This is a genomic window from Pseudomonas sp. G3-19 (genome assembly GCF_054855875.1).
Window position 1 is genome coordinate 649,308 of sequence record NZ_JBMPIQ010000003.1, and the last position, 20,750, is coordinate 670,057.

The 20,750-nt window shown below is 61.5% G+C and carries 9 protein-coding genes and 3 pseudogenes; 6 read left to right on the forward strand and 6 right to left on the reverse strand.

Going from position 1 to position 20,750, the window contains the following annotated elements:
- Positions 1–8 precede the first annotated feature (8 nt).
- Entirely contained in the window at positions 9–2,666 is a 2,658-nt protein-coding gene (pepN, locus tag ACOYXI_RS03045; protein WP_134786116.1) for an aminopeptidase N, read from the forward strand.
- 118 nt (positions 2,667–2,784) lie between these two features.
- On the opposite strand, the pseudogene katG reads toward pepN, so the two are convergent.
- Positions 2,785–5,054 (reverse strand): annotated as a pseudogene (gene katG / locus ACOYXI_RS03050) (catalase/peroxidase HPI).
- 360 nt (positions 5,055–5,414) lie between these two features.
- On the opposite strand from katG, the gene ACOYXI_RS03055 reads away from it, so the two are divergent.
- Positions 5,415–5,846, forward strand: coding sequence for a hypothetical protein (locus ACOYXI_RS03055; protein WP_098968292.1), 432 nt, complete (start codon positions 5,415–5,417; stop codon positions 5,844–5,846).
- Between the two features lie 45 nt (positions 5,847–5,891).
- Here the strand turns inward: ACOYXI_RS03055 and ACOYXI_RS03060 are convergent, their stop codons facing one another.
- On the reverse strand, positions 5,892–8,123 hold the full coding sequence (locus ACOYXI_RS03060) for an LTA synthase family protein (protein WP_134786118.1): 2,232 nt from the start codon (positions 8,121–8,123) through the stop codon (positions 5,892–5,894).
- Between the two features lie 309 nt (positions 8,124–8,432).
- Here ACOYXI_RS03060 and ACOYXI_RS03065 point away from each other — a divergent pair, with 309 nt between their 5' ends.
- Both ACOYXI_RS03065 and ACOYXI_RS03070 read left to right on the forward strand, forming a co-directional pair.
- Positions 8,433–9,449: an ABC transporter substrate-binding protein gene (locus ACOYXI_RS03065; protein ID WP_461674286.1), complete on the forward strand. Its 1,017-nt coding sequence runs from the start codon at positions 8,433–8,435 to the stop codon at positions 9,447–9,449.
- A 127-nt stretch (positions 9,450–9,576) separates the two neighbouring features.
- On the forward strand, positions 9,577–10,071 hold the full coding sequence (locus ACOYXI_RS03070) for a hypothetical protein (protein WP_098968295.1): 495 nt from the start codon (positions 9,577–9,579) through the stop codon (positions 10,069–10,071).
- A 69-nt stretch (positions 10,072–10,140) separates the two neighbouring features.
- On the opposite strand, the gene ACOYXI_RS03075 is transcribed toward ACOYXI_RS03070, so the two are convergent.
- The 4 genes from ACOYXI_RS03075 to ACOYXI_RS03090 all read right to left on the reverse strand — a co-directional run bounded on the left by ACOYXI_RS03075 (position 10,141) and on the right by ACOYXI_RS03090 (position 13,667).
- Positions 10,141–10,620, reverse strand: a complete 480-nt coding sequence (locus tag ACOYXI_RS03075; RefSeq protein WP_027613130.1) for a copper chaperone PCu(A)C — start codon at positions 10,618–10,620, stop codon at positions 10,141–10,143.
- Positions 10,620–11,225, reverse strand: coding sequence for an SCO family protein (locus ACOYXI_RS03080; RefSeq protein WP_003224200.1), 606 nt, complete (start codon positions 11,223–11,225; stop codon positions 10,620–10,622). Before ACOYXI_RS03080 ends, ACOYXI_RS03075 begins: the two co-directional genes overlap by 1 nt.
- A 156-nt stretch (positions 11,226–11,381) precedes the next feature.
- Positions 11,382–12,788, reverse strand: a complete 1,407-nt coding sequence (gene adeC, locus ACOYXI_RS03085) for an AdeC/AdeK/OprM family multidrug efflux complex outer membrane factor (RefSeq protein ID WP_282597954.1) — start codon at positions 12,786–12,788, stop codon at positions 11,382–11,384.
- Between the two features lie 84 nt (positions 12,789–12,872).
- Positions 12,873–13,667: a helix-turn-helix transcriptional regulator gene (locus tag ACOYXI_RS03090; RefSeq protein WP_098968297.1), complete on the reverse strand. Its 795-nt coding sequence runs from the start codon at positions 13,665–13,667 to the stop codon at positions 12,873–12,875.
- A 488-nt stretch (positions 13,668–14,155) separates the two neighbouring features.
- Between ACOYXI_RS03090 and ACOYXI_RS03095 the strand changes: the two are divergent.
- Both ACOYXI_RS03095 and ACOYXI_RS03100 read left to right on the forward strand, forming a co-directional pair.
- Positions 14,156–15,478, forward strand: a pseudogene (locus tag ACOYXI_RS03095) (condensation domain-containing protein); the annotation flags it as partial.
- 42 nt (positions 15,479–15,520) lie between these two features.
- A pseudogene (locus ACOYXI_RS03100) lies at positions 15,521–20,569 on the forward strand (amino acid adenylation domain-containing protein); the annotation flags it as partial.
- Positions 20,570–20,750: the final 181 nt, after the last annotated feature.

Genomic DNA, 20,750 nt, shown 5'->3' on the forward strand with positions numbered 1-20,750 from the left:
ATTCCAGCATGCGCACCGAACAACCGAAGATGATTTACCTGAAGGACTATCAGGCCCCCGAGTACCTGATCGACGAGACGCACCTGACCTTCGAGCTGTTCGAGGACCACAGCCTGGTCCACGCGCAACTGGTGATGCGCCGCAACCCGGAGCGTGGCCCGGGCCTGCCGCCGCTGGTGCTCGACGGCCAGCAGCTGGAACTGCTGTCGGTAACCCTGGCCGACCAGGAACTGAGCGCCGGCGATTATCAGCTGAGCGAAAACACCCTGACCCTGCAACCGGCCAGCGCCAGCTTCACCGTCGACACCAGCGTCAGGATCCATCCGGAAACCAATACCGCGCTGGAAGGCCTGTACAAGTCCGGCACGATGTTCTGTACCCAGTGCGAAGCCGAAGGCTTCCGCAAGATCACCTATTACCTCGACCGCCCGGACGTGATGAGCAAGTTCACCACCACGGTGGTCGCCGAGCAGCACAGCTATCCGGTGCTGCTGTCCAACGGCAACCCGATTGCCTCCGGCCCGGGCGAAGACGGCCGACACTGGGCGACCTGGGAAGACCCGTTCATGAAACCGGCGTACCTGTTCGCGCTGGTGGCCGGTGATTTGTGGTGTGTCGAAGACACCTTCACCACCATGACCAATCGCAATGTTGCACTGCGCATTTACGTCGAGCCGGAAAACATCGACAAGTGCCAGCACGCGATGAACAGCCTGAAGAAGTCGATGCGCTGGGACGAAGAGGTCTACGGTCGCGAGTACGATCTGGACATCTTCATGATCGTCGCCGTCAACGACTTCAACATGGGCGCGATGGAGAACAAGGGCCTCAACATCTTCAACTCCAGCGCCGTGCTGGCCCGCGCCGAAACCGCCACCGACGCCGCGCACCAGCGGGTCGAGGCGATCGTCGCCCACGAATACTTCCACAACTGGTCGGGCAACCGCGTGACCTGCCGCGACTGGTTTCAGCTGTCGCTCAAGGAAGGCTTCACCGTGTTCCGCGACGCCGGTTTCTCCTCGGACATGAACTCGGCCACGGTCAAGCGCATCCAGGACGTGGCGTACCTGCGTACCCACCAGTTCGCCGAAGATGCCGGCCCGATGGCCCACGCGGTGCGCCCGGACAGCTTCATCGAGATTTCCAACTTCTACACCCTGACCGTGTACGAGAAAGGCTCGGAAGTGGTCGGCATGATTCACACCCTGCTGGGCGCCGAAGGCTTCCGCAAGGGCAGTGACCTGTACTTCGAACGCCATGATGGCCAGGCCGTGACCTGCGACGACTTCGTCAAGGCCATGGAAGATGCCAACGGTGTCGACCTGACCCAGTTCAAACGCTGGTACAGCCAGGCCGGGACGCCGCGTCTGGCGGTCAGCGAGTCCTACGACGCCGCAGCGAAAACCTACAGCCTGACCTTCCGCCAGAGCTGCCCGGAAACCCCGGACAAAGTGGAAAAACTGCCCTTCGTGATTCCGGTCGAACTCGGTCTGCTCGACAGCAAAGGCAACGAGATCGCGCTGCGTCTGGCCGGTGAAGCGTCGGCGCAAGGCACAACCCGCGTGATCTCGGTGACCGAGGCTGAGCAGACCTTCACCTTCGTCGACATCGCTGAACAGCCGCTGCCATCGTTGCTGCGTGGTTTCTCGGCACCGGTGAAACTGAGCTTCCCGTACAACCGTGACCAGTTGATGTTCCTGATGCAACACGACAGCGACGGCTTCAACCGCTGGGATGCCGGTCAGCAGCTGTCGGTGCAGGTCCTGCAGGAGCTGATCGCCCAGCAGCAGAAGGGCGAGAGCCTGGTGCTCGATCCGCGTCTGATCTCGGCGCTGAAAACCGTGCTGTCCGACGAGTCGCTGGATCAGGCCATGGTCGCCGAAATGCTCTCGCTGCCGAGCGAAGCGTATCTGACCGAAATCAGCGAAGTGGCGGATGTCGAGGCGATCCACACCGCTCGCGAGTTTGCCCGCAAGCAACTGGCGGACAACCTGTTCGAAGCGCTGTGGCTGCGTTATCAGGCCAACCGCGACCTGTCCAGGCAAACGCCGTATGTGGCCGAGGCCGAGCATTTCGCCCGGCGTGCGCTGCAGAACATTGCGCTGTCGTACCTGATGCTCAGCGGCAAGCCGGAAGTGTTGGCCGCGACCCTTGAGCAGTTCGAAAACAGCGACAATATGACCGAGCGTCTGACCGCGTTGGCGGTGCTGGTCAACTCGCCGTTCGAAGAGCAGAAGGCCTTGGCGCTGGCGAGCTTCGCCGAGCACTTCAAGGACAACCCGCTGGTCATGGATCAGTGGTTCAGCGTGCAGGCCGGCAGCACACTGCCGGGCGGTCTGGCGCGGGTCAAGGCGTTGATGCAGCACCCGGCGTTCAACATCAAGAACCCGAACAAGGTGCGTGCGCTGGTCGGTGCGTTTGCCGGGCAGAACCTGATCAACTTCCACGCCGCCGACGGTTCGGGCTACCGCTTCCTCGCGGATCTGGTGATCGAACTGAACGGCTTCAACCCGCAGATTGCTTCGCGGCAACTGGCGCCACTGACTCGCTGGCGTAAATACGACAGCGCCCGTCAGGCGTTGATGAAGGCTGAGCTGGAGCGGATTCGGGCTTCCGGTCAGCTGTCCAGCGACGTATATGAAGTGGTGAGCAAAAGCCTGGCGTAACGCATAACGACATGTGGGAGCGGGCTTGCTCGCGAAAGCGGTGTGTCAGACACGGAGATGTCGACTGGTATACCGCATTCGCGAGCAAGCCAGCTCCCACAGGTTTTTGCGTTTTCTGTTATTTCAGGTCGAATCGATCCAGCTCCATCACCTTGGCCCACGCCGCCACGAAGTCTTTGACGAACTGCTCTTTCGCGTCAGCACTCGCATACACCTCGGCCAGCGCACGCAGTATTGCGTTGGAACCAAACACCAGATCAACCCGCGTTGCCGTCCACTTCACGCTACCGGTTTTACGGTCGCGTCCTTCGAACTCGTCCGCCGCTGCCGACGTCGGCTTCCACTCCACACCCATGTCCAGCAGGTGGGTGAAGAAGTCGTTGCTCAGGGTTTCCGTGCGCGAGGTGAACACGCCATGCCGGCTCTGCCCGACATTCGCCCCCAATACCCGCAGACCACCGACCAGTACGGTCATTTCCGGAGCGGAGAGGGTGAGCAATTGCGCCTTGTCGATCAGCAGCGCCTCGGCCGACACGGTGTATTTGCCCTTGCTGTAGTTGCGGAAACCATCGGCAATCGGTTCGAGGAAACCAAACGACTCGACGTCGGTTTGCTCCTGAGTCGCGTCGGTGCGTCCTGGATTGAACGGCACAGAAACCGAGTGCCCGGCGTTTTTCGCCGCTTGCTCGACCCCGGCGTTACCCGCCAGCACGATCAGATCCGCCAGCGAGACTTTCTTGCCGGATGATCCGGCGTTGAACTCGTTCTGAATGCCCTCCAGGGTCTTCAGCACTTTGTCCAGTTGCTCCGGCTGGTTGGCCTGCCAGAATTTCTGCGGGGCCAGACGCAGACGTCCGCCGTTGGCGCCCCCCCGTTTGTCCGAACCACGGAATGTCGATGCCGCGGCCCAGGCGGTGGACACCAGTTGCGACACCGACAGGCCGGAAGCCAGCACTTTGCTTTTCAGCGCTGCCGCATCGTTGCTGTCGATCAGTGGGTGAGTGGCATCGGGAATCGGGTCTTGCCACAGCAGTTCTTCGTTCGGCAGTTCCGGGCCGAGGTAGCGCGACAGCGGACCCATGTCGCGGTGGATCAGTTTGTACCAGGCGCGGGCGAAGGCGTCGGCCAATTGATCAGGATTGGCCAGGAAACGGCGGGCGATCGGCTCGTAGATCGGGTCGAAACGCAGCGCCAGGTCGGAAGTGAGCATGGTCGGCGAGAGCTTTTTGCTCGGATCGTGCGCATGGGGAACAGTGCCAGCCCCGGCGCCGTTTTTTGGTTTCCACTGATGCGCACCGGCCGGGCTTTTGAACAGTTCCCACTCGAAACCGAACAGGTTTTCCAGGTAGTTGTTGCTCCACTGAGTCGGGGTCGTGGTCCAGGTGACTTCGAGGCCGCTGGTGATGGTGTCGGCGCCTTTGCCGGTGCCGAATGCGTTGCGCCAGCCGAGGCCTTGTTCTTCCAGCCCGGCCGCTTCCGGCTCAGGCCCGACATTATCGGCCGGGCCGGCGCCGTGGGTCTTGCCGAAGGCGTGACCGCCAGCGATCAGGGCCACGGTTTCTTCGTCGTTCATGGCCATGCGGCCGAAGGTTTCGCGGATATCGCGACCCGAAGTCACCGGATCCGGGTTGCCCTCGGGCCTTCCGGGTTGACGTAGATCAGGCCCATCTGCACGGCGGCCAGCGGGTTTTCCAGATTGCGTTCGCCCTGATCGGTGCGGCTTTGCTCTTTGCCGTGCAGGTCCGGTTCGGCCACCAGCGTACCGTCACCCGGTTCCTGCATGGCCGACTTGTCTTTGCCGTAGCGACTGTCGCCGCCAAGCCATTCGCGTTCCGAACCCCAATACACGTCTTCGTCCGGTTCCCAGACATCGGGACGTCCACCGGAGAAGCCGAAGGTCTTGAAGCCCATCGACTCCAGCGCGACGTTGCCGGTGAGCACGATCAGGTCGGCCCAGGAAATATTGCGGCCGTATTTCTGTTTGATCGGCCACAGCAGTCGCCGGGCCTTGTCGAGGCTGACGTTGTCCGGCCAGCTGTTGAGCGGAGCGAAACGCTGTTGCCCGGAACCGGCGCCACCACGGCCATCGGCGGTGCGATAGGTGCCGGCGCTGTGCCAGGCCATGCGAATGAACAGCGGGCCGTAGTGGCCGAAGTCGGCTGGCCACCAGTCCTGGGAGTCGGTCATCAGTGCGCGCAGGTCTTGTTTCAGCGCCTGGAAGTCCAGGCTTTTGAAGGCTTTGGCGTAGTCGAAGTCCTTGCCCAGCGGATCGGACTTGGGCGAGTGCTGGCTGAGGATCTTCAGGTTCAGTTGATTCGGCCACCAGTCACGGTTCGTCGTACCACCACCGGCGGCGTGGTTGAACGGGCATTTCGATTCGTTTGCCATGTTCGAGTCCTTATCAGGTCTTGTGCGGCCGGCTCATGCCGACTTCGGACTAGTAAGGCTAGACCCGACTTGGGCAGTCAGCTAATAGGCCGACTATTGGAGCGTGATAGGCGCAGTCTTTCGAGACCCTGGTAACGCGGGTCTATTCCATAGCTGGCTGATACTTTGCCGAAAACTGGTTTGATAACGCCGTTAATGATTTTAAATATTGAACTTTTTATTTCGAATTGGGCTAGCGGCCTGTCAGATATGACAGTAGCGCTCGAAGTAATGGCGCATTAGCTTTGTCAGCGGAAGCAACGGTCTCAAGATTTTTTGAGAGCCAATCATCACTATAAAACTATTTTGGAATGCATTCGGATGAACAAATCAATTAATACAAAAGAGCAACTTGATGCGTTGCTGCAGGAGATTGGTCGCGGCTCTAATGGTGAGTTCAGTGCATCTATTGGTGGAAGAAATTTCTTGTCGGCGACGAAGGAGAATGCGACTTTTTATATAGCAGCAAATGACTTCATGATTATTGGAGCTGATGACAACAATCGAGGGCATGTAGCTTTCTGCGTTCCAAAGAGCCTGGTTGGTGACGGACCTCATGAGGTGACGTGCTACACAGGTGACTTGAGTTGGACCGCGGCTGACAATGACAATTATCAACTTATTAAATCAGGACGGGCAAAACTGACGTTCTTGAAAAAGGAACATGCGCGAGTCGGCGTTACAGGAAAGATCTATTTTGATTTTCCTGATGGAGGGGAAATAGAGGGGGATTTTAATATCAAGCTTGTTTAGCAAACGTAAAGGGACGGATCCAGCCAATCCGTCCCTTCCCTGATTTCAACTCGATTGCACAGTCTCATCATCGGGCAACGCATCCAGCGGATCTTCCTGCCCCGGCAATTCAGTAATCACACTGAAATCCGTGACCTCGACCGCACCCAATCCATAACCCAGCAAATGAAACGAGAAAGCCTTGCGTTGCTGCGGGTTGTCGAAGCTGAAATCCATCTCCAGCGGCTGATCGGCTGTGGCGACCATCTCGGTCGGCAGGCCCAGTTGCACGTCCTGTTCGAACTCCTTGGCCTTGAGCTGAATGTACGCCGCCTGCTGCGGGTCCACCGAGCGCACGGTCAGGCGCACACGAGTGTGCGAGCCCTTGGGCATTTCCAGGTATTGCGCACCGATCAGGTTATCGGCCCAGTCATCCTTGATCTGCGCCTGTAGCGGGATGACGTTGTTGCTGCCGAACTGGTAACGCTGATTGAGCGGGGTGCGCAGCAGTGACAGGTCCAGCGCCATGGCCCGCGCGGCTATCTGTCGGGCCTGCTGGCTGCTTTCGGTACCCTTGAAGGTGGCGCGCTCGGCAATGAAACCGGCGCTTTCGTAGTAGCGACAACGGCGCGGCATGTCGCACTCGGAAAAGATTCCCTGGCCGTTGTGGTAGCGCAGTTTACCGTTGGTGTAGGACATGATTTCGCGTCCGCTGTCGTAATCGCGAAACAGCGAACGGCCGCTCAGCGCCGACGGCACCGGCAGATCGAAATAGTCGAGGATCGACGCACTCAGATCGACATGCCCATACACCCCGGCATTCAGTCGCGGCAGTTGCTCGTGTTCCGGCGCCAGCGTCAGGTTGAAGCCCCAGGACGACGCCAGACGCACGCCATCGATGCCGTGGGATTCGTCCGAAGTAATCACCACCAGCGTGTCCTTGAGCACGCCCTGGCGTTCGAGGCCGCTGAGGAACTGCTCCAGCGCATCGTCCAGATAACCGACGGCGGCCTGTTTCGGCGTCTCGTAGCGCGCCAGATAGTCTTCCGGTGCGGAGTAGGGCTGGTGGGTGCCGACAGTCAGCAGGGTGAGCATCCACGGTTGCTTCTGCTTCTTCAGTTGGCCGACGTAATCCAGCGCACCTTCGAAGAACGCCTTGTCATCCTTGCCCCACGGGAACTCCAGATAGTTGGCGTTGGTGAACCATTCCAGACCATGGGTCGCATCGAAACCGATGTGCGGCATGATCTTGTCTTTGGCCATGAAACGCAGACCGGCGCCTTGCAGGTAATGAGTGCTGAAGCCGTTCTGCCGCAGTTGCGCCGGCAGGCAGGCCTGATTGCGCTCCTGCTGAGTGAGCATCTCCACGCCTTTGGGCGTGCCGTTGTTGAGCTTGTCGTAATCGCCACAGAGCATGGCGTACAGGCCGCGAATGGTCTGGTGCGTATGCAGCACGTAATCCGGGGTGTTCATGCCGCGCTCGGCCCAGCGGCTGAGATGGGGCATCAGGTCTTCCTGATAATGACTGCCGATGGCCTCGCGATTGGCGCGGATGTACGCGCCGGGGATGCCTTCCAGGGCGATGATCAGCACATTGCGCGCCTGACCCGGTGCGGCCAGCAGCTTGTGGCCATTGAGATCCAGATCGGTCAACCCGGCCATCTGTGGCGCGGGCTCTTCGACGTCACCGTCCAGCCATTCCTCGGCCTGCAACTGCAGCTCGGCGACTTGCGAGGCGAGCAACTGATGCGGCAGGTTGTACAGGCGCCATGGATCTTCCTCGCTTGGCCACTGGTTTTGCACGCCCCAGTGCGCGGCGAACAGCAGCGCCGGTGCGGCCCACACGGCACGGGGCAGGGCAGCAGCGGGCTGCGCGCGATTGGCGAAACGCGTCAGCAACCAGAGCAGCAGCGCCAGCAACAGGGCAACGCCCAGCGCCGGATGGGCAAAGCCGCCACCGGTGGAGTTTTCCACGAACTGCGGGTCAATCAGGTAATGCAGGTCGGATGGGGTCGGCAACCGGCCGACAGCGCTGACCAACTCCGCCGTCGCCACCGCCAGCAACCCCCAGAACAGCAGCAACGGCAACGCGAGCCACCACGCGCGGCGATGCAGCAACAGCACCAGCAAACTGCCAATCGCCAGGTCGGATAAATAGCCCAGCGACGACGACCAGCCCAACGCCGCGCGCAGGCACACCGGTACGATCAGCACCAACAGAATCAGGGAAAACAGGCGGGCATGCGGCTGCCGTAACCAACGCAATAAAACGCTCACAAACAAAGACCTTCCAGCCATCAAACCGTCATAAAAGTGTGCGCGATGATACCAAGGGTGGGCTGTCTGATCGCCCTTTTAAACACACGGCTGATCTGCTCTCGCAGGCACGGCGCAGGGCTTGAGGCCGTGACTGGCGTTGGTGTCAGCGCGCTGACGGCTGACGCACAGCGTGTAATCGATGGCAGATTTATTGTTTCAGGCTGTTTAAATCAGCGCATGACGGCAAACGTGAGCGTGCTATGGATATTCGATAACGGTATTTAATTTCTGTTTTTTATAGCGATAGAGTTCGGCCTTTCAGCCAATTCACCCGACTGCGAGGTTGTCATGGCCATACCGTTCAAACGTTCTGCGCTGATTCTGTTGGCCGCATCCCTGGCAGGCAGTCTGCTGTTCAGCACCGGCGCTCAGGCCGAAGGCAAGATCAGCATCGCCCAGCAATTCGGCATCGGTTATCTGATTCTCGACGTGGTTCGTGATCAGCAGTTGATCGAAAAACACGGCAAGGCGCAGGGGCTGGAGATCAAGGTCGACTGGAACAGCATCTCCGGCGCCACTGCGATGAACGAAGCGCTGCTGACCGGCGCGCTGGACGTGGTCTCCGCCGGGGTGCCGCCGATGCTCACCGTGTGGGATCGCACCCGAGGCAAACAGAACGTCAAGGCGATTGCCTCGCTCGGCTCGATGCCCAATTACCTGCTGACCAACAACCCGAACATCAAGACCCTGAAGGATTTCAGCGACAAGGATCGCATCGCCGTGCCGGCGGCGGGCGTGGGGTTCCAGTCGCGGACCCTGCAGATCGAAACGGCCAAGGAATTCGGCAATGACCAGTACAAAAAATTTGACGACATCTCGGTCAGCCTGCCGCATCCGGACGCCACGGCGGCGCTGATTGCCGGTGGTTCGGAAATCAACTCGCACTTCTCCAGTCCGCCGTTCCAGTATCAGGCGCTGCAAAACCCCAACGTGCACAAAGTGCTGAGTTCCTACGACGTGCTCGGCGGTCAGGCCACCTTCAACGTGCTCTACACCACGGAAAAATTCCACGACGAAAATCCCAGGACCTACAAGGCGTTCTACGACGCGTTGGCCGAAGCGGAAAAAATCATCAAGGCCGACAAGCCCGCCGCCGCCCAGGCGTACATCCGCGTCGAACAGTCGAAACTTCCGCTGGCGCTGGTCGAGAAGATCGTCACCGATCCGGAAATCGACTTCACGGTGGTGCCACAGCGTACGTTTATCTATGCCGAGAAACTGCAGGAACTGGGCGTGCTGAAGAACAAGGCTGGCAGCTGGAAGGATTACTTTTTTGAAGAGGCGCATGGTGGCGCTGGGAGCTGATAACGGCTCGCCAAAGAGTTGAAGCCTGTGGTCGTTTCTGGACAGCCTGATGGCCACTCAGTAGCATTCGAGCCCAACGGACTTTCCCTTCGCACGTCGTCCGACGTGGAGTTCACAAGGAATCGACATGCGCGACACCCCCAATGGCGAACAACGAACGGTCGTGACCTTGGTCAACGGCGAGATTCATCACGAAACCCAGATCAGTTTCAGCTCGGTGTCGGTCGTCAATGGCGAAGTGCGGGTGCATACCGCTGAAGGCAATCAGATAAATGTCCAGGTACCGGGGGCGGATTTCTCATTGCGCTTTGATCTGGATGGAGTGCAGCAGATTCCAGTGGCGCAGCAGGCACCGGTTGAAACGGTGCCCGTCGACAACAACCTGAAGCTGTTCACCTGGAAAACCGTACTGATCACCCTTGGGCTGTGGACAGTGGTCAACCTGATCACTGGTTGGCTGGGATTTTTTGCGGCGGCCGGTTATCTCGGTTATCGCTGGAGTCAGGTGTTGAAGCGCAAGCAGCAATTGGCTGCGGCACCCGTGGAGAAAACTGCGGCGGCATCGCGCTCGGGGATGTCGAGAGAAAGCGTGCGCAATGCACTGGCCCGCAAGCGCGGCTGACATGCGCGATAAAAAAGGGGCGACCTGATCATCAATCAGGCCGCCCCTTTTTATTACCGCCAAGTCAGATCAATGCATCTTGCTGTGATCGTGGCCTTCCATGTGCGTCAGCGCACGCACTTCGGCTTTGACTTCGACGGTTTCTTTCTCGCCCTTGGCGTTTTCCACGGTCAGGGTCAGCGGTACGCTTTCGCCTTCCTTGAGCTGGCCGGTCAGGCCCATCAGCATCACGTGGTAGCCGTTCGGGTCGAAGGTGACGGCTTTGCCGGCTGGCAGGTCGACCGATTTGACCGGGCCCATGCTCATCACGTCGTTCTTCATCGACATTTCGTGGATCTGCACATCCTTGGCCACTGGCGAGGCCACGCTCAGCAGTTTGCTGTCGCTGTCCGCGGTGACGGTCATGAACGCGCCGCTGGCCGATTGGGTCGGCACGGTCGCACGCACCCAGGCATCATCGACCTTGGTCTGAGCCGAGGCTTGAAACGCCAGGCCCAGCAGGGACAGGGCGAAAACGGCGCGTTTGATGTTGTTCAAAACGGGGTGCATCAGCAGACCTCCATAACGGTGAGCAAATCTTCCGTGCACTCTTGTGCCGAAAGCGATACAGACAGACCCAGGCGCAACTGGCCGCGCGAGTCGTAGACGTAACTGGTGGATGTGTGGGAGATCGTATAGGTGTCGCCGGCCGGCACCTTCTCGAAGAACACGTCGAATTCCTTGGCGGTGGCCTGGGTTTCTTCCAGCGTGCCGTACAGTGCGACGAAGCTCGGGTCGAAGGCTTTGACGTAGGCGTCGAGGATCTGCGGCGTGTCGCGTTCCGGGTCGAGGGTGATGAAGATCACCTGCAGACGGTCGCCGTCCTTGCCCATCAGCTTCTTGATTTGCGCGGCGCGGGCGAGGGTGGTCGGGCACACCGCCGGGCATTGGGTGAAGCCGAAGAAGATCATCGGCATCATCCCGCGAAAGCTCGACAGCGTCATGGTTTCGCCGTCGGTGTTCTTCAGCTTGAAGGTGCGTCCGAGGATCTTGTCACTCAGGTCCTTGCCGTACTTGTACGACAGTTGGCCACGGGTGTCGCAGCCGGCGAGCAGGCCCAGGCCCAGCACGCCCATTCCCGCAAGCACCTTGCGGCGAGTCAACAAAGCCGTCATCTAATACCGCCTTTTGCAGCCCGTCAGTCGGCAGGACTGGCGGGGGGTTAACCGTAAAAGCGGCGCATGATACCAAACTGACGGCAGACGCCGGCCACGGATCGCCGCGCGGCGTCGGATCGGGCGACAAAAGGTGTAAGAAAAAGTGACGAGGGGCTACTGAACCCGGGCCTCATTGGCCTGCCAGCCGCCGCCCAGCGCGGTGTACAGGTTGACCTCGGCAACCAGCTGCGCAAGACGATCAGTGATCAGCCCCTGCTGTGAACTGAACAGCGAACGCTGTGCATCAAGAAACGTCAGGCTGCTGTCGACGCCATTCTGGTAACGGTGTTGCGCCAGGTTGTAGTAGTCCTGAGTGGCCTGCACCAGATCGCGCTGTGCCTGCAATTGCTGCTGATAAGTGCTGCGCGCTGCCAGGCCGTCGGCAACTTCCTGAAACGCGGTTTGAATCGATTTCTCGTATTCGGCGACCGCGACGTCTTTCTGCAATTTCGAATAATCCAGACTCGCGCGCAGGCTGCCGGCGTTGAAAATCGGCAAGTTGATTTGCGGCTGGAACGTCCATGCCCCGGAGCCGGCGCTGAACAGGCCGGACAGATCGCGGCTGGAGGTGCCGGCGCTGGCGGTCAGGCTGACACTGGGGAAAAACGCCGCGCGCGCTGCACCGATGTTGGCGTTGGCCGCTTTCAGTTTGTACTCGGCCTGGAGAATGTCCGGGCGCCGTTGCAGGAGGTCCGACGGCAACCCGGCCGGCAATTGCTGAACCAGATCGTTGGCCAGTGGTTGCGCCGGCAGTTGCTCGGGGACTGGCGCGCCAACCAGCAGTGTCAGGCTGTTGAGATCCTGCGCCACCTGACGTTTGTATCGCGCCAGATTGGCTCGCGAACTGTCGACGCTGGTTTGCGCCTGCGCCTGTTCCAGCGCCGAAGACTTGCCGGCCTCACGGTTGCGCGTGGTCAGGCGCAGACTTTGCTGATCGGCGGCCAGGGTCTGGCGCGTCAGTTCGAGCAACTCTTGATCGGCGCGCCAGGTCAGGTAGGCATTGGCGACGTTGGCCACCAGACTCAGCTCGGCACTGCGCCGCGCCTGTTCGGTCGCCAGCCAGGTTTGCAGCGCCTGCTCGCTGAGGCTGCGCACTCGGCCGAAAAAATCCAGTTCATAGGCACTGACGCCCAGATTCACCGCATAGGTCGAATTGATCATGGCTTTGCTGCGGGTCACGCTGGGCGGCATGCGCTGGCGCGACTCGCTGGCATTGGCCGATACCGCCGGCAGCAGATCGGCGCGCTGGATCCGATACTGCGCCTGGAACGCCTCGACGTTCAGCGCCGCGACCCGCAGGTCGCGATTGTTCACCAGCGCGCTTTCAATCAACTGTTGCAGCGCCGGGTCGTTGAACAGCGTGCGCCAGTCTTCAGTGCGCGCTGCGGCGGGTTTCGGTGCCGGGTAAACCGCGCCTTGCGGATACTGCGCCGCGCTCGGTGAGGCAGGGCGCTGGTACTCGGGAATCAACGAACAACCGGCCAGCAGGGCGGCGAGGGACAGCAGGGAAATGCGCAGCATCGAACGCTCTCATGCAGAAAAAACACGTGCCGGGCACTGCGTCCCCACACCATCATCAAACACCGTTGAACCACGGCCGCGCGGTTATGCCCCAGCCATCCAGCGCGCCAGACCGTGCCGTCCGCTGACCCCCAGTTTGGCGGTCGCCCGTTTGAGGTAGGTCTCGACCGAACTGCTCTTGACCCGCAGCTTCTCGGCCAGTTGCGGCACGGTACCGCCGGTCAGCAGACCCAGGCAGACTTCCTTTTCCCGCGCCGACAGCACGATGCCACCCAGCGCCAGGCGTTCGTCGAACACCTGCTGCAACGGCGCCTGCTCCAGATCGGCCAAGGGCAGGCGCGGCTGTTTGGCGACAATCTGCCGACTGAGCTGCGCGTGCCGTTCGATCAGCGGCAACAGCGTGTCGGACAGGCTTTTAAGAAACGACAGCTCCGGCAAGGAAAACACTCGTTGCGTATGCGGTCGGTAGAACGAGATGACACAGCGGCGATTAGAGGTGCGGGACACCAGATTGCACTGGTGCACGCTGTGCTGCGGATGTTGCGGCTGGAGCGACGCTTTGAGTTGAATCAGCAGGGAATCATTCATCTCGATCATCTTCTGCAACAACGGATGATCGTCCGGACTTTTCAACGGGTCCGGTGGCGGGAAGGTCTGCGGCAGTCCGGCGCTGCCCAGCGCCTTGATCTCGACCACGCTGGCCTGACGTTCGTCCAGCGTCCACTCACTGAGATCGACGCGATTGACCGGCACCAGGGTGTCGACCAACTGGAACAGGTTGCTGGCGAAATGATCGTCGCCGGTGCTGGCAATCAGTTCCCCCAGTTGCCAGTAGAAATGCGGGTTTTCCATGTTGCGAATGCTGCCGGTCAGATTCATATCCTTGTCATCCCTGGTTTCGAGTCATCACCGAGTCGTCCGCTGTTTATGCAAAAGCCGCCCACGCAATCGTCTCTCCTTGAAACTGATCTGGGGCGGGATTTAAGCCTATGGATTTGTCCTACGTCTGTAGGGGAAAACAGGGACACAAAGTGCCATCATTTCTGAAAGTTGGCGCCGGGCTTCTGACGCCGTTTGCGACAGGTGTTGCGCATCGCGTGACTGTTTGGTCACGGCAAGACCTTGAAAACCGGGGCAGTTGCGTTTTTTTGAGGTCACAACGCAGGTCGATGGCAGCGCTGGTGTGTGGCATTTTTCCTACAGGATTTTCAGTGTTTCCTCTTCGAACTTTTAGTGGGTTCCCACCCAATCAGGGGCTACAAGCGCTGACAGGCCAGCGCCCGGGGCGGGGTTGTCCGGGTTTTACGTGTCATGTCGGCATCGGGGCCGATGCTTGAATAGGCGCAAAATCACATGAGAAGGATCTTATGCCGCCTATTTCTGCCCCTGCGGTGGCCACGCCGTCCGCATCGCTCCAGACGTATCCGCTGACCGCTGCGCAGCTGGATATCTGGCTGGATCAGCTGAGTCGCGGGGATTCGCCGCTGTACAACATCGGCGGCTATCTGGACCTCAGCGGGCCGCTGGATCCGGCGCGGCTGCAGGCTGCGCTGGAAGCACTGGTAGCCCGGCATGACGCGCTGCGCACGATTCTACTGCCGGGCGCCGGCGCCGATGGCCTGCCTTTGCAGCAGTTCGCCCGGTCAGTAGCGGTGCCGATGCCGATCGACGATGTGTCGGCGCACAGCGACCCGGAATCGGCGGCGCGGGCATTGGTGCAGGCGCGAATCGATCAGCCCTTTGTACTGGACGGCGGCTGCCTGTTGCGCTTTCTGTTGATCCGCCTCGATGACCAGCGACACTGGCTGTCCGTGCAGGCGCATCACTTGATCGTCGATGGCTGGGGCTTCGGCGAAATGTTCAAGTCGCTGGACGAGATCTACAACGCGCTGGCACACGGTCAACCGACACCGGTCGCGGCGCCGTCGTACATCGACTTCATCGAGGACAATGCGCGCTATCACGCGTCGCCGCGTTATGCGCAGGATCGCGCCTATTGGCTGGACAAGTACCGACAATTACCCGAGCCGCTGTTGCTGCCACGGCATCAGCAGAGTCTGGCCGGCCAGACCGCGCAGACGCAGGTCTACGCGCAGCCCTTGCCGGCGTTGCTGCACGAGCGCATGCAGCAGGTGGCCCGAGCGTTCGGCGCGTCGGCGTTCCATGTGTTGCTGGCGGCGCTGCATGTCTACTTCAGCCGCACCGCACAACGTGACGAATGGGTGGTTGGATTGCCGATTCTCAACCGCTCCGGCGCGCGCTTCAAATCCACGCTTGGGCTGTTCGCCCAGGTCAGTGCGGTGCGCATGGGCTTCGGTCGCCACTGCACGTTCGCGGAACTGGTCAGAGCGATCCGTGAGGAACTGCGCAAGGATTTCCGCCATCAGCGCTTCCCCGTGAGTGAGATGAACCGCGCCCTCGGCCTGCTGCGGGAGGAGCGCTCGCAGCTGTTCGAGGTCACGGTGTCTTACGAGCAGGGCACTCACGATTATCGCTACGGCGAGGCGTCGGGACGGATCATCAAGGCCTCGAACGTCGAAGAGGCCACACCGCTGGCGGTGCACTTGCTGAGCAATCTGGCCAATGACGACGCGCGGCTGTACCTGATCTACAGCGAGGCGTATTTCAACGCCGATGAAGTCCAGGCACTGGCTGAACGCTGGCTGCTGATTCTGGAGCAGGGGCTGGAAGCGGTGAACCTGGCGGTGACGGATTTCGATCTGAGCACGCCGGAAGAAACCGCGCTGCTGCAACAGTGGAATGCCACGCGGGTGGACTACCCGGCCCCGACGACCATTCAGCAGCGTGTCGAAGCGCAGGCGACGCTACGGCCGCAGGCGCTGTCGGCGGTTGAGCAAGGGCAAGGCCTGACCTATGCCGAGCTCAATCAGCGCGCCAACGCGCTGGCTCATCATCTGCTCGATCTCGGGGTGCGCCCGGATGACCGGGTGGCGATCGTTGCCCGGCGCGGCCTCGACACACTGGTCGGGCTGTTGGCGATCCTCAAGGCTGGCGCCGCTTATGTGCCGCTGGATCCGACGCATCCAGCCGAGCGCCTGAGCTACCTGCTGGAGGACAGCGCGCCCATCGCGGTGCTGACCCAGCGCGCGCTACGCGGGCATTTGCCGGCGTTGTCGGTGCCGGTGATCGAACTGGATCAGCCGAGCTGGCCCGCCGAACATGTCGGCGCGCCGAAGGTGCCGGGGCTGACCCCGGCCAACCTCGCTTATGTGATTTACACCTCCGGCTCGACCGGCCTGCCCAAGGGGGTGATGGTCGAGCACCGCACCCTGTGCAATCTGGTCGATTGGCACGCTGATGTCTTCGACCTGCATGCCGGCAGCCATACCTCGAGCCTGGCCGGTTTCGGTTTCGATGCGATGGCCTGGGAAGTCTGGCCGGCGCTGTGCGTGGGCGCGACCCTGCACCTGGCGCCGGCCAGCGAGGGCAGCGAAGACATCGATGCGCTGCTCGATTGGTGGCGTGCGCAGCCGCTGGACGTGAGCTTCTTGCCGACGCCGATCGCCGAATACGCGTTCAGCCGCCAGCTCGATCACCCGACGTTGCGCACGCTGCTGATCGGTGGCGATCGCCTGCGTCAGTTCCCGCGTCAGCCATCGTTCGAAGTGATCAACAACTACGGCCCGACCGAAGCCACCGTGGTGGCGACCTCGGGACGTATCGACGCCGGGCAGGCGCTGCACATCGGCAAACCGGTGAGCAACGCCACGGTGTATCTGCTCGACGAGCAGCAGCAACCGGTGCCGCTGGGCGTGACGGGCGAGTTGTACGTCGGCGGGGCCGGGGTGGCGCGCGGTTACCTGAACCGCGCAGAGCTGAGCGCCGAACGCTTCCTGCGTGATCCGTTCAGTGCTGAACCGGGCGCGCGCCTGTACCGCACCGGCGACCTCGCGCGCTGGCGCGCCGACGGCAATCTCGAGTACCTGGGGCGCAACGATGATCAGGTGAAAATCCGTGGCATCCGGATCGAGCCGGGGGAGATCGAGAGCGCAATCGCCAGCCATTCGGCGGTGCGCGAAGCGGTGGTGCTGGTGCGCGACGGGCAGTTGCTGGCGTGGTTCACCGAGCAGGCGCCGCTGGACATCAATGAGCTGCACGCGCAGCTGAAAACCCGCCTGAGCAGCGCCATGCTGCCGAGCGCCTACGTGCGTCTAACGTCGCTGCCGCTGACCGCCAACGGCAAGGTCGATCGCAAGGCCCTGCCGGCGCCTGGGCCGGACGATCTGATCCGCCGCGAATACGAGGCGCCGCAGGGTGAGGTCGAAATCGCCCTGGCGCAGATCTGGGCCGAAGTCCTGCAAGTCGAGCGGGTCGGGCGTCACGACCATTTCTTCGAACTCGGCGGCCATTCGTTGCTGGCGGTGATTCTGATCGAGCGCATGCGTCAGCTCGATCTGAGCAGCGACGTGCGCGTGCTGTTCAGTCAACCGACCCTGGCAGCGCTGGCGGCTTCGGTCGGCAGCGGTCGAGAGATCGAAGTGCCGGCCAACCGCATCGCCGCCGATTGCACCCATATCACCCCGGATATGCTGACCCTGCTGCAACTGAATCAGCCGACGCTCGACCGGATCGTTGCGACGGTACCGGGCGGCGCCGCCAATGTGCAGGACATCTATCCGTTGGCACCGCTGCAGGAAGGCATTCTCTATCACCACATCACCGCCGCGCAGGGCGATCCGTACCTGCTGCAATCGCAACTGGCGTTCGACAGTCTTGAGCGCGTCGAGGCTTTCGCTGCGGCACTGCGCGAGGTCATGGCGCGCCACGACATTCTGCGCACTTCGGTGCTCTGGGAAGGCCTGAGCACCCCGGTGCAGGTGGTGTGGCGCGAAGCGATTCTGCCGTTGCAGGAGGTCGAACTGGACCCGGCCGACGGCCCGGTCATCGAGCAGTTGCACGAGCGTTTCAACGCCCGGCGTTATCGCCTCGACGTCAGCCAGGCGCCGCTGATGCGCCTGGTGTATGCCCGTGATCCGGCGCTGGATCGGGTGGTGGGGATTCTGCTGTTCCATCACCTGGCCATGGATCACATCGCCCTCGAAGTGATGCGCAGCGAAATGCAGGCCAGTCTGTCGGGGCAGGTCGTGGCGCTGGCGCCGCCGGTGCCGTATCGCAATTACGTGGCGCAGACGCGGCTGGGCGTCAGCGAGCAGGAACACGAGGCGTTTTTCCGTGAGCAACTGGCGGACATCGACGAGCCGACCCTGCCATTCGGCCTGCAGGAAGTGCAGGGCGACGGACGCGGCATCGACGAAGCGCAGCAGGCGTTGCCGGCTGACGTCTATCAGCGTCTGCGCACCCAAGCACGACAGGCCGGGGTCAGTGTGGCGAGCCTGATTCATCTGGCCTGGGCGCGGGTGCTGGCGGCGACGTCGGGCCAACAGCGTGTGGTGTTCGGTACGGTGCTGATGGGGCGTATGCAAGGCGGCGAGGGCGCCGACCGGGCCTTGGGCGTGTTCATCAACAGCTTGCCGTTGCGCATCGATGTCGATGCCGGGGTGCGCGACGCCGTGCGCGCCACCCATGCGCGGCTGACCGCGCTGCTCGGGCATGAGCACGCGTCGCTGGCACTGGCCCAGCGCTGCAGCGGCGTCGCCTCGCCGTCACCGTTGTTCAGCGCGCTGCTCAATTATCGGCACAGTGACGAGTCCGAACTGCTGGAGCCGTCCAGCCATGCCTGGAAAGGCATCGAAACCCTGGCCAACGAGGAGCGCACCAATTACCCGCTGACCATGAGCGTGGATGATTTTGGCAACGGCTTGCGCCTGACCGGCAGGGCCGTGGCGCAGATCGGCGCGCAGCGGATTTGCGGCTACATGCAAACCGCGTTGAGCGGCCTGGTACAGGCCTTGGAGCAGACTCCGCAACAACTGTTGAACCGCTTGCCGATCCTGCAAGCCGAGGAGTTGCAACGTTTGCTGATCACGTTCAACGCCACCGAGGTCGATTGTCCGCTGGACCAGCCACTGCACGCGTTGTTCGAAGCACAGGTGCGGCGTAAGCCGGACGCCATCGCGCTGCAATCCGCGCAGGGAACCCTGACTTACCTTGAGCTCAATCAGCGCGCCAATCGCCTGGCCCATCACCTGCGTGAACTCGGCGTGCAACCGGACTCGCGCGTAGCAATCTGCGTCGAGCGCGGACTGGATCTGATCGTTGGTTTGCTCGGCATCCTCAAGGCCGGTGGTGCTTATGTGCCGCTGGACCCGGACTATCCGCTGGAGCGCCTGAATTACATGTTGCAGGACAGCGCGCCGGTCGCACTGCTGGTGCATGGCGCCACGCGGCAATTGCTCGGCGAACCGGGTGTGACGCTGATCAATCTGGATCACGGCAGTTGGGAGCAGCAGTCGTCAGGAAATCCGCAGGTGCCTGGCCTGAATGCTTCGAATCTCGCGTACATGATCTACACCTCGGGCTCCACCGGGTTGCCGAAAGGCGTGATGATCGAGCATCGCAGCGCCTGCAACATGGTGCATTGGGGTTCGCAGCTCAGTCCGCCGACCGAGCACGGTGCGCTGCTGCAAAAAGCGCCGTTCAGCTTCGACAGTTCGGTGTGGGAGATCTTCTGGCCGCTGTGTTCCGGGATGCGTCTGGTACTGGCGCGACCGGACGGCAACCGCGATTCGGCGTATGTGGTGCAGACCATTCGTGAGCAGCAGGTGACGGTGGTCAAGTTCGTCCCGGCGCTGTTGCAGCAGTTCATTGAGCAGGACGGTGTCGAACAGTGCACCAGCCTGACCGATGTGCTCAACGGTGGTGGCGAACTCAGCGCAGCGCTGGCCCGCCAAGTGCGCGATCGCCTGCCGTGGGTGCGGTTGCACAACGTTTATGGCCCGACTGAAACCACGGTGGACAGCACAGGCTGGACGCTGGAACCGGACATGCCGGTGCCGGACAACGTGGTGCCAATCGGCACAGCACTGAGCAACACGCGGCTGTACGTGCTTGATCCGTACGGTCAACCAGTGCCACATGGCGTCAGCGGTGAGTTGCACATCGGCGGCGTCGGCGTGGCGCGTGGTTATCACGGTTTGCCGGAAATGCAGGCCGAGCGCTTCATCGACAGCCCGTTTGTGGCGGGTGATCGCCTGTACCGCACTGGCGATTTGGCGCGCTACAACAATCATGGGGAACTGGAATTCCTCGGCCGCAACGACTTCCAGATCAAGCTGCGGGGCTTGCGTCTGGAGCCGGGGGAAATCGAGGCACGGTTGATCGAACATCCGGCGATTCGCGAGGCGGTGGTGATGGTCCGCGATGAGCGTCTGGTGGCCTGGTACAGCTTGCGCGCCGGCATCGACGCGCCATCGTTGGAAACCTTGCGCGGCCATGTGCTGGAGCGTTTGCCGGAGTACATGGTGCCCGGCGCGTTTGTGCGGCTCGACGCTTTGCCGCTGACACCAAACGACAAGATCGATCGCAAAGCCTTGCCGGAGCCGGGAGCCGACGCAGTCATCAATCGCCCATACGTGGCACCCGAGGGTGAAGTCGAAACCGCGCTGGCGCAGATCTGGAGCGAAGTGCTTGGCGTCGAACAGGTCGGTCGTCACGACAACTTCTTCGAACTCGGTGGGCATTCGTTGCTGGCGGTGAGTCTGGTGGCGCGCATGCGTCAGAGCGGCCTGCACACCGACGCCCGGGCACTGTTCAGCCAGCCGACGCTGGCGGCACTTGCGCTCAGCACCACACCCGAGGCGCAGCAAGTGTTCATCCCGCAAACCACCATCCCGAGCCTCACCCGCAAACGCCGGCTCTAGCCCGGAATTGATTGTGTAAACCAAACCCTGTGGGGGATTGCGGCGGCCGAGCCGGCGGCTTGTCCCCGCTTCCCATGTCAGCCCCGCAAGCCCCGATGTTTTAGTTTTTCCAGGCTGCGCACAGCAGGCACGGACTCGCGGCTGCGCGCTCCTTTTTCTCGTATTTACAGCAGGTTATCCC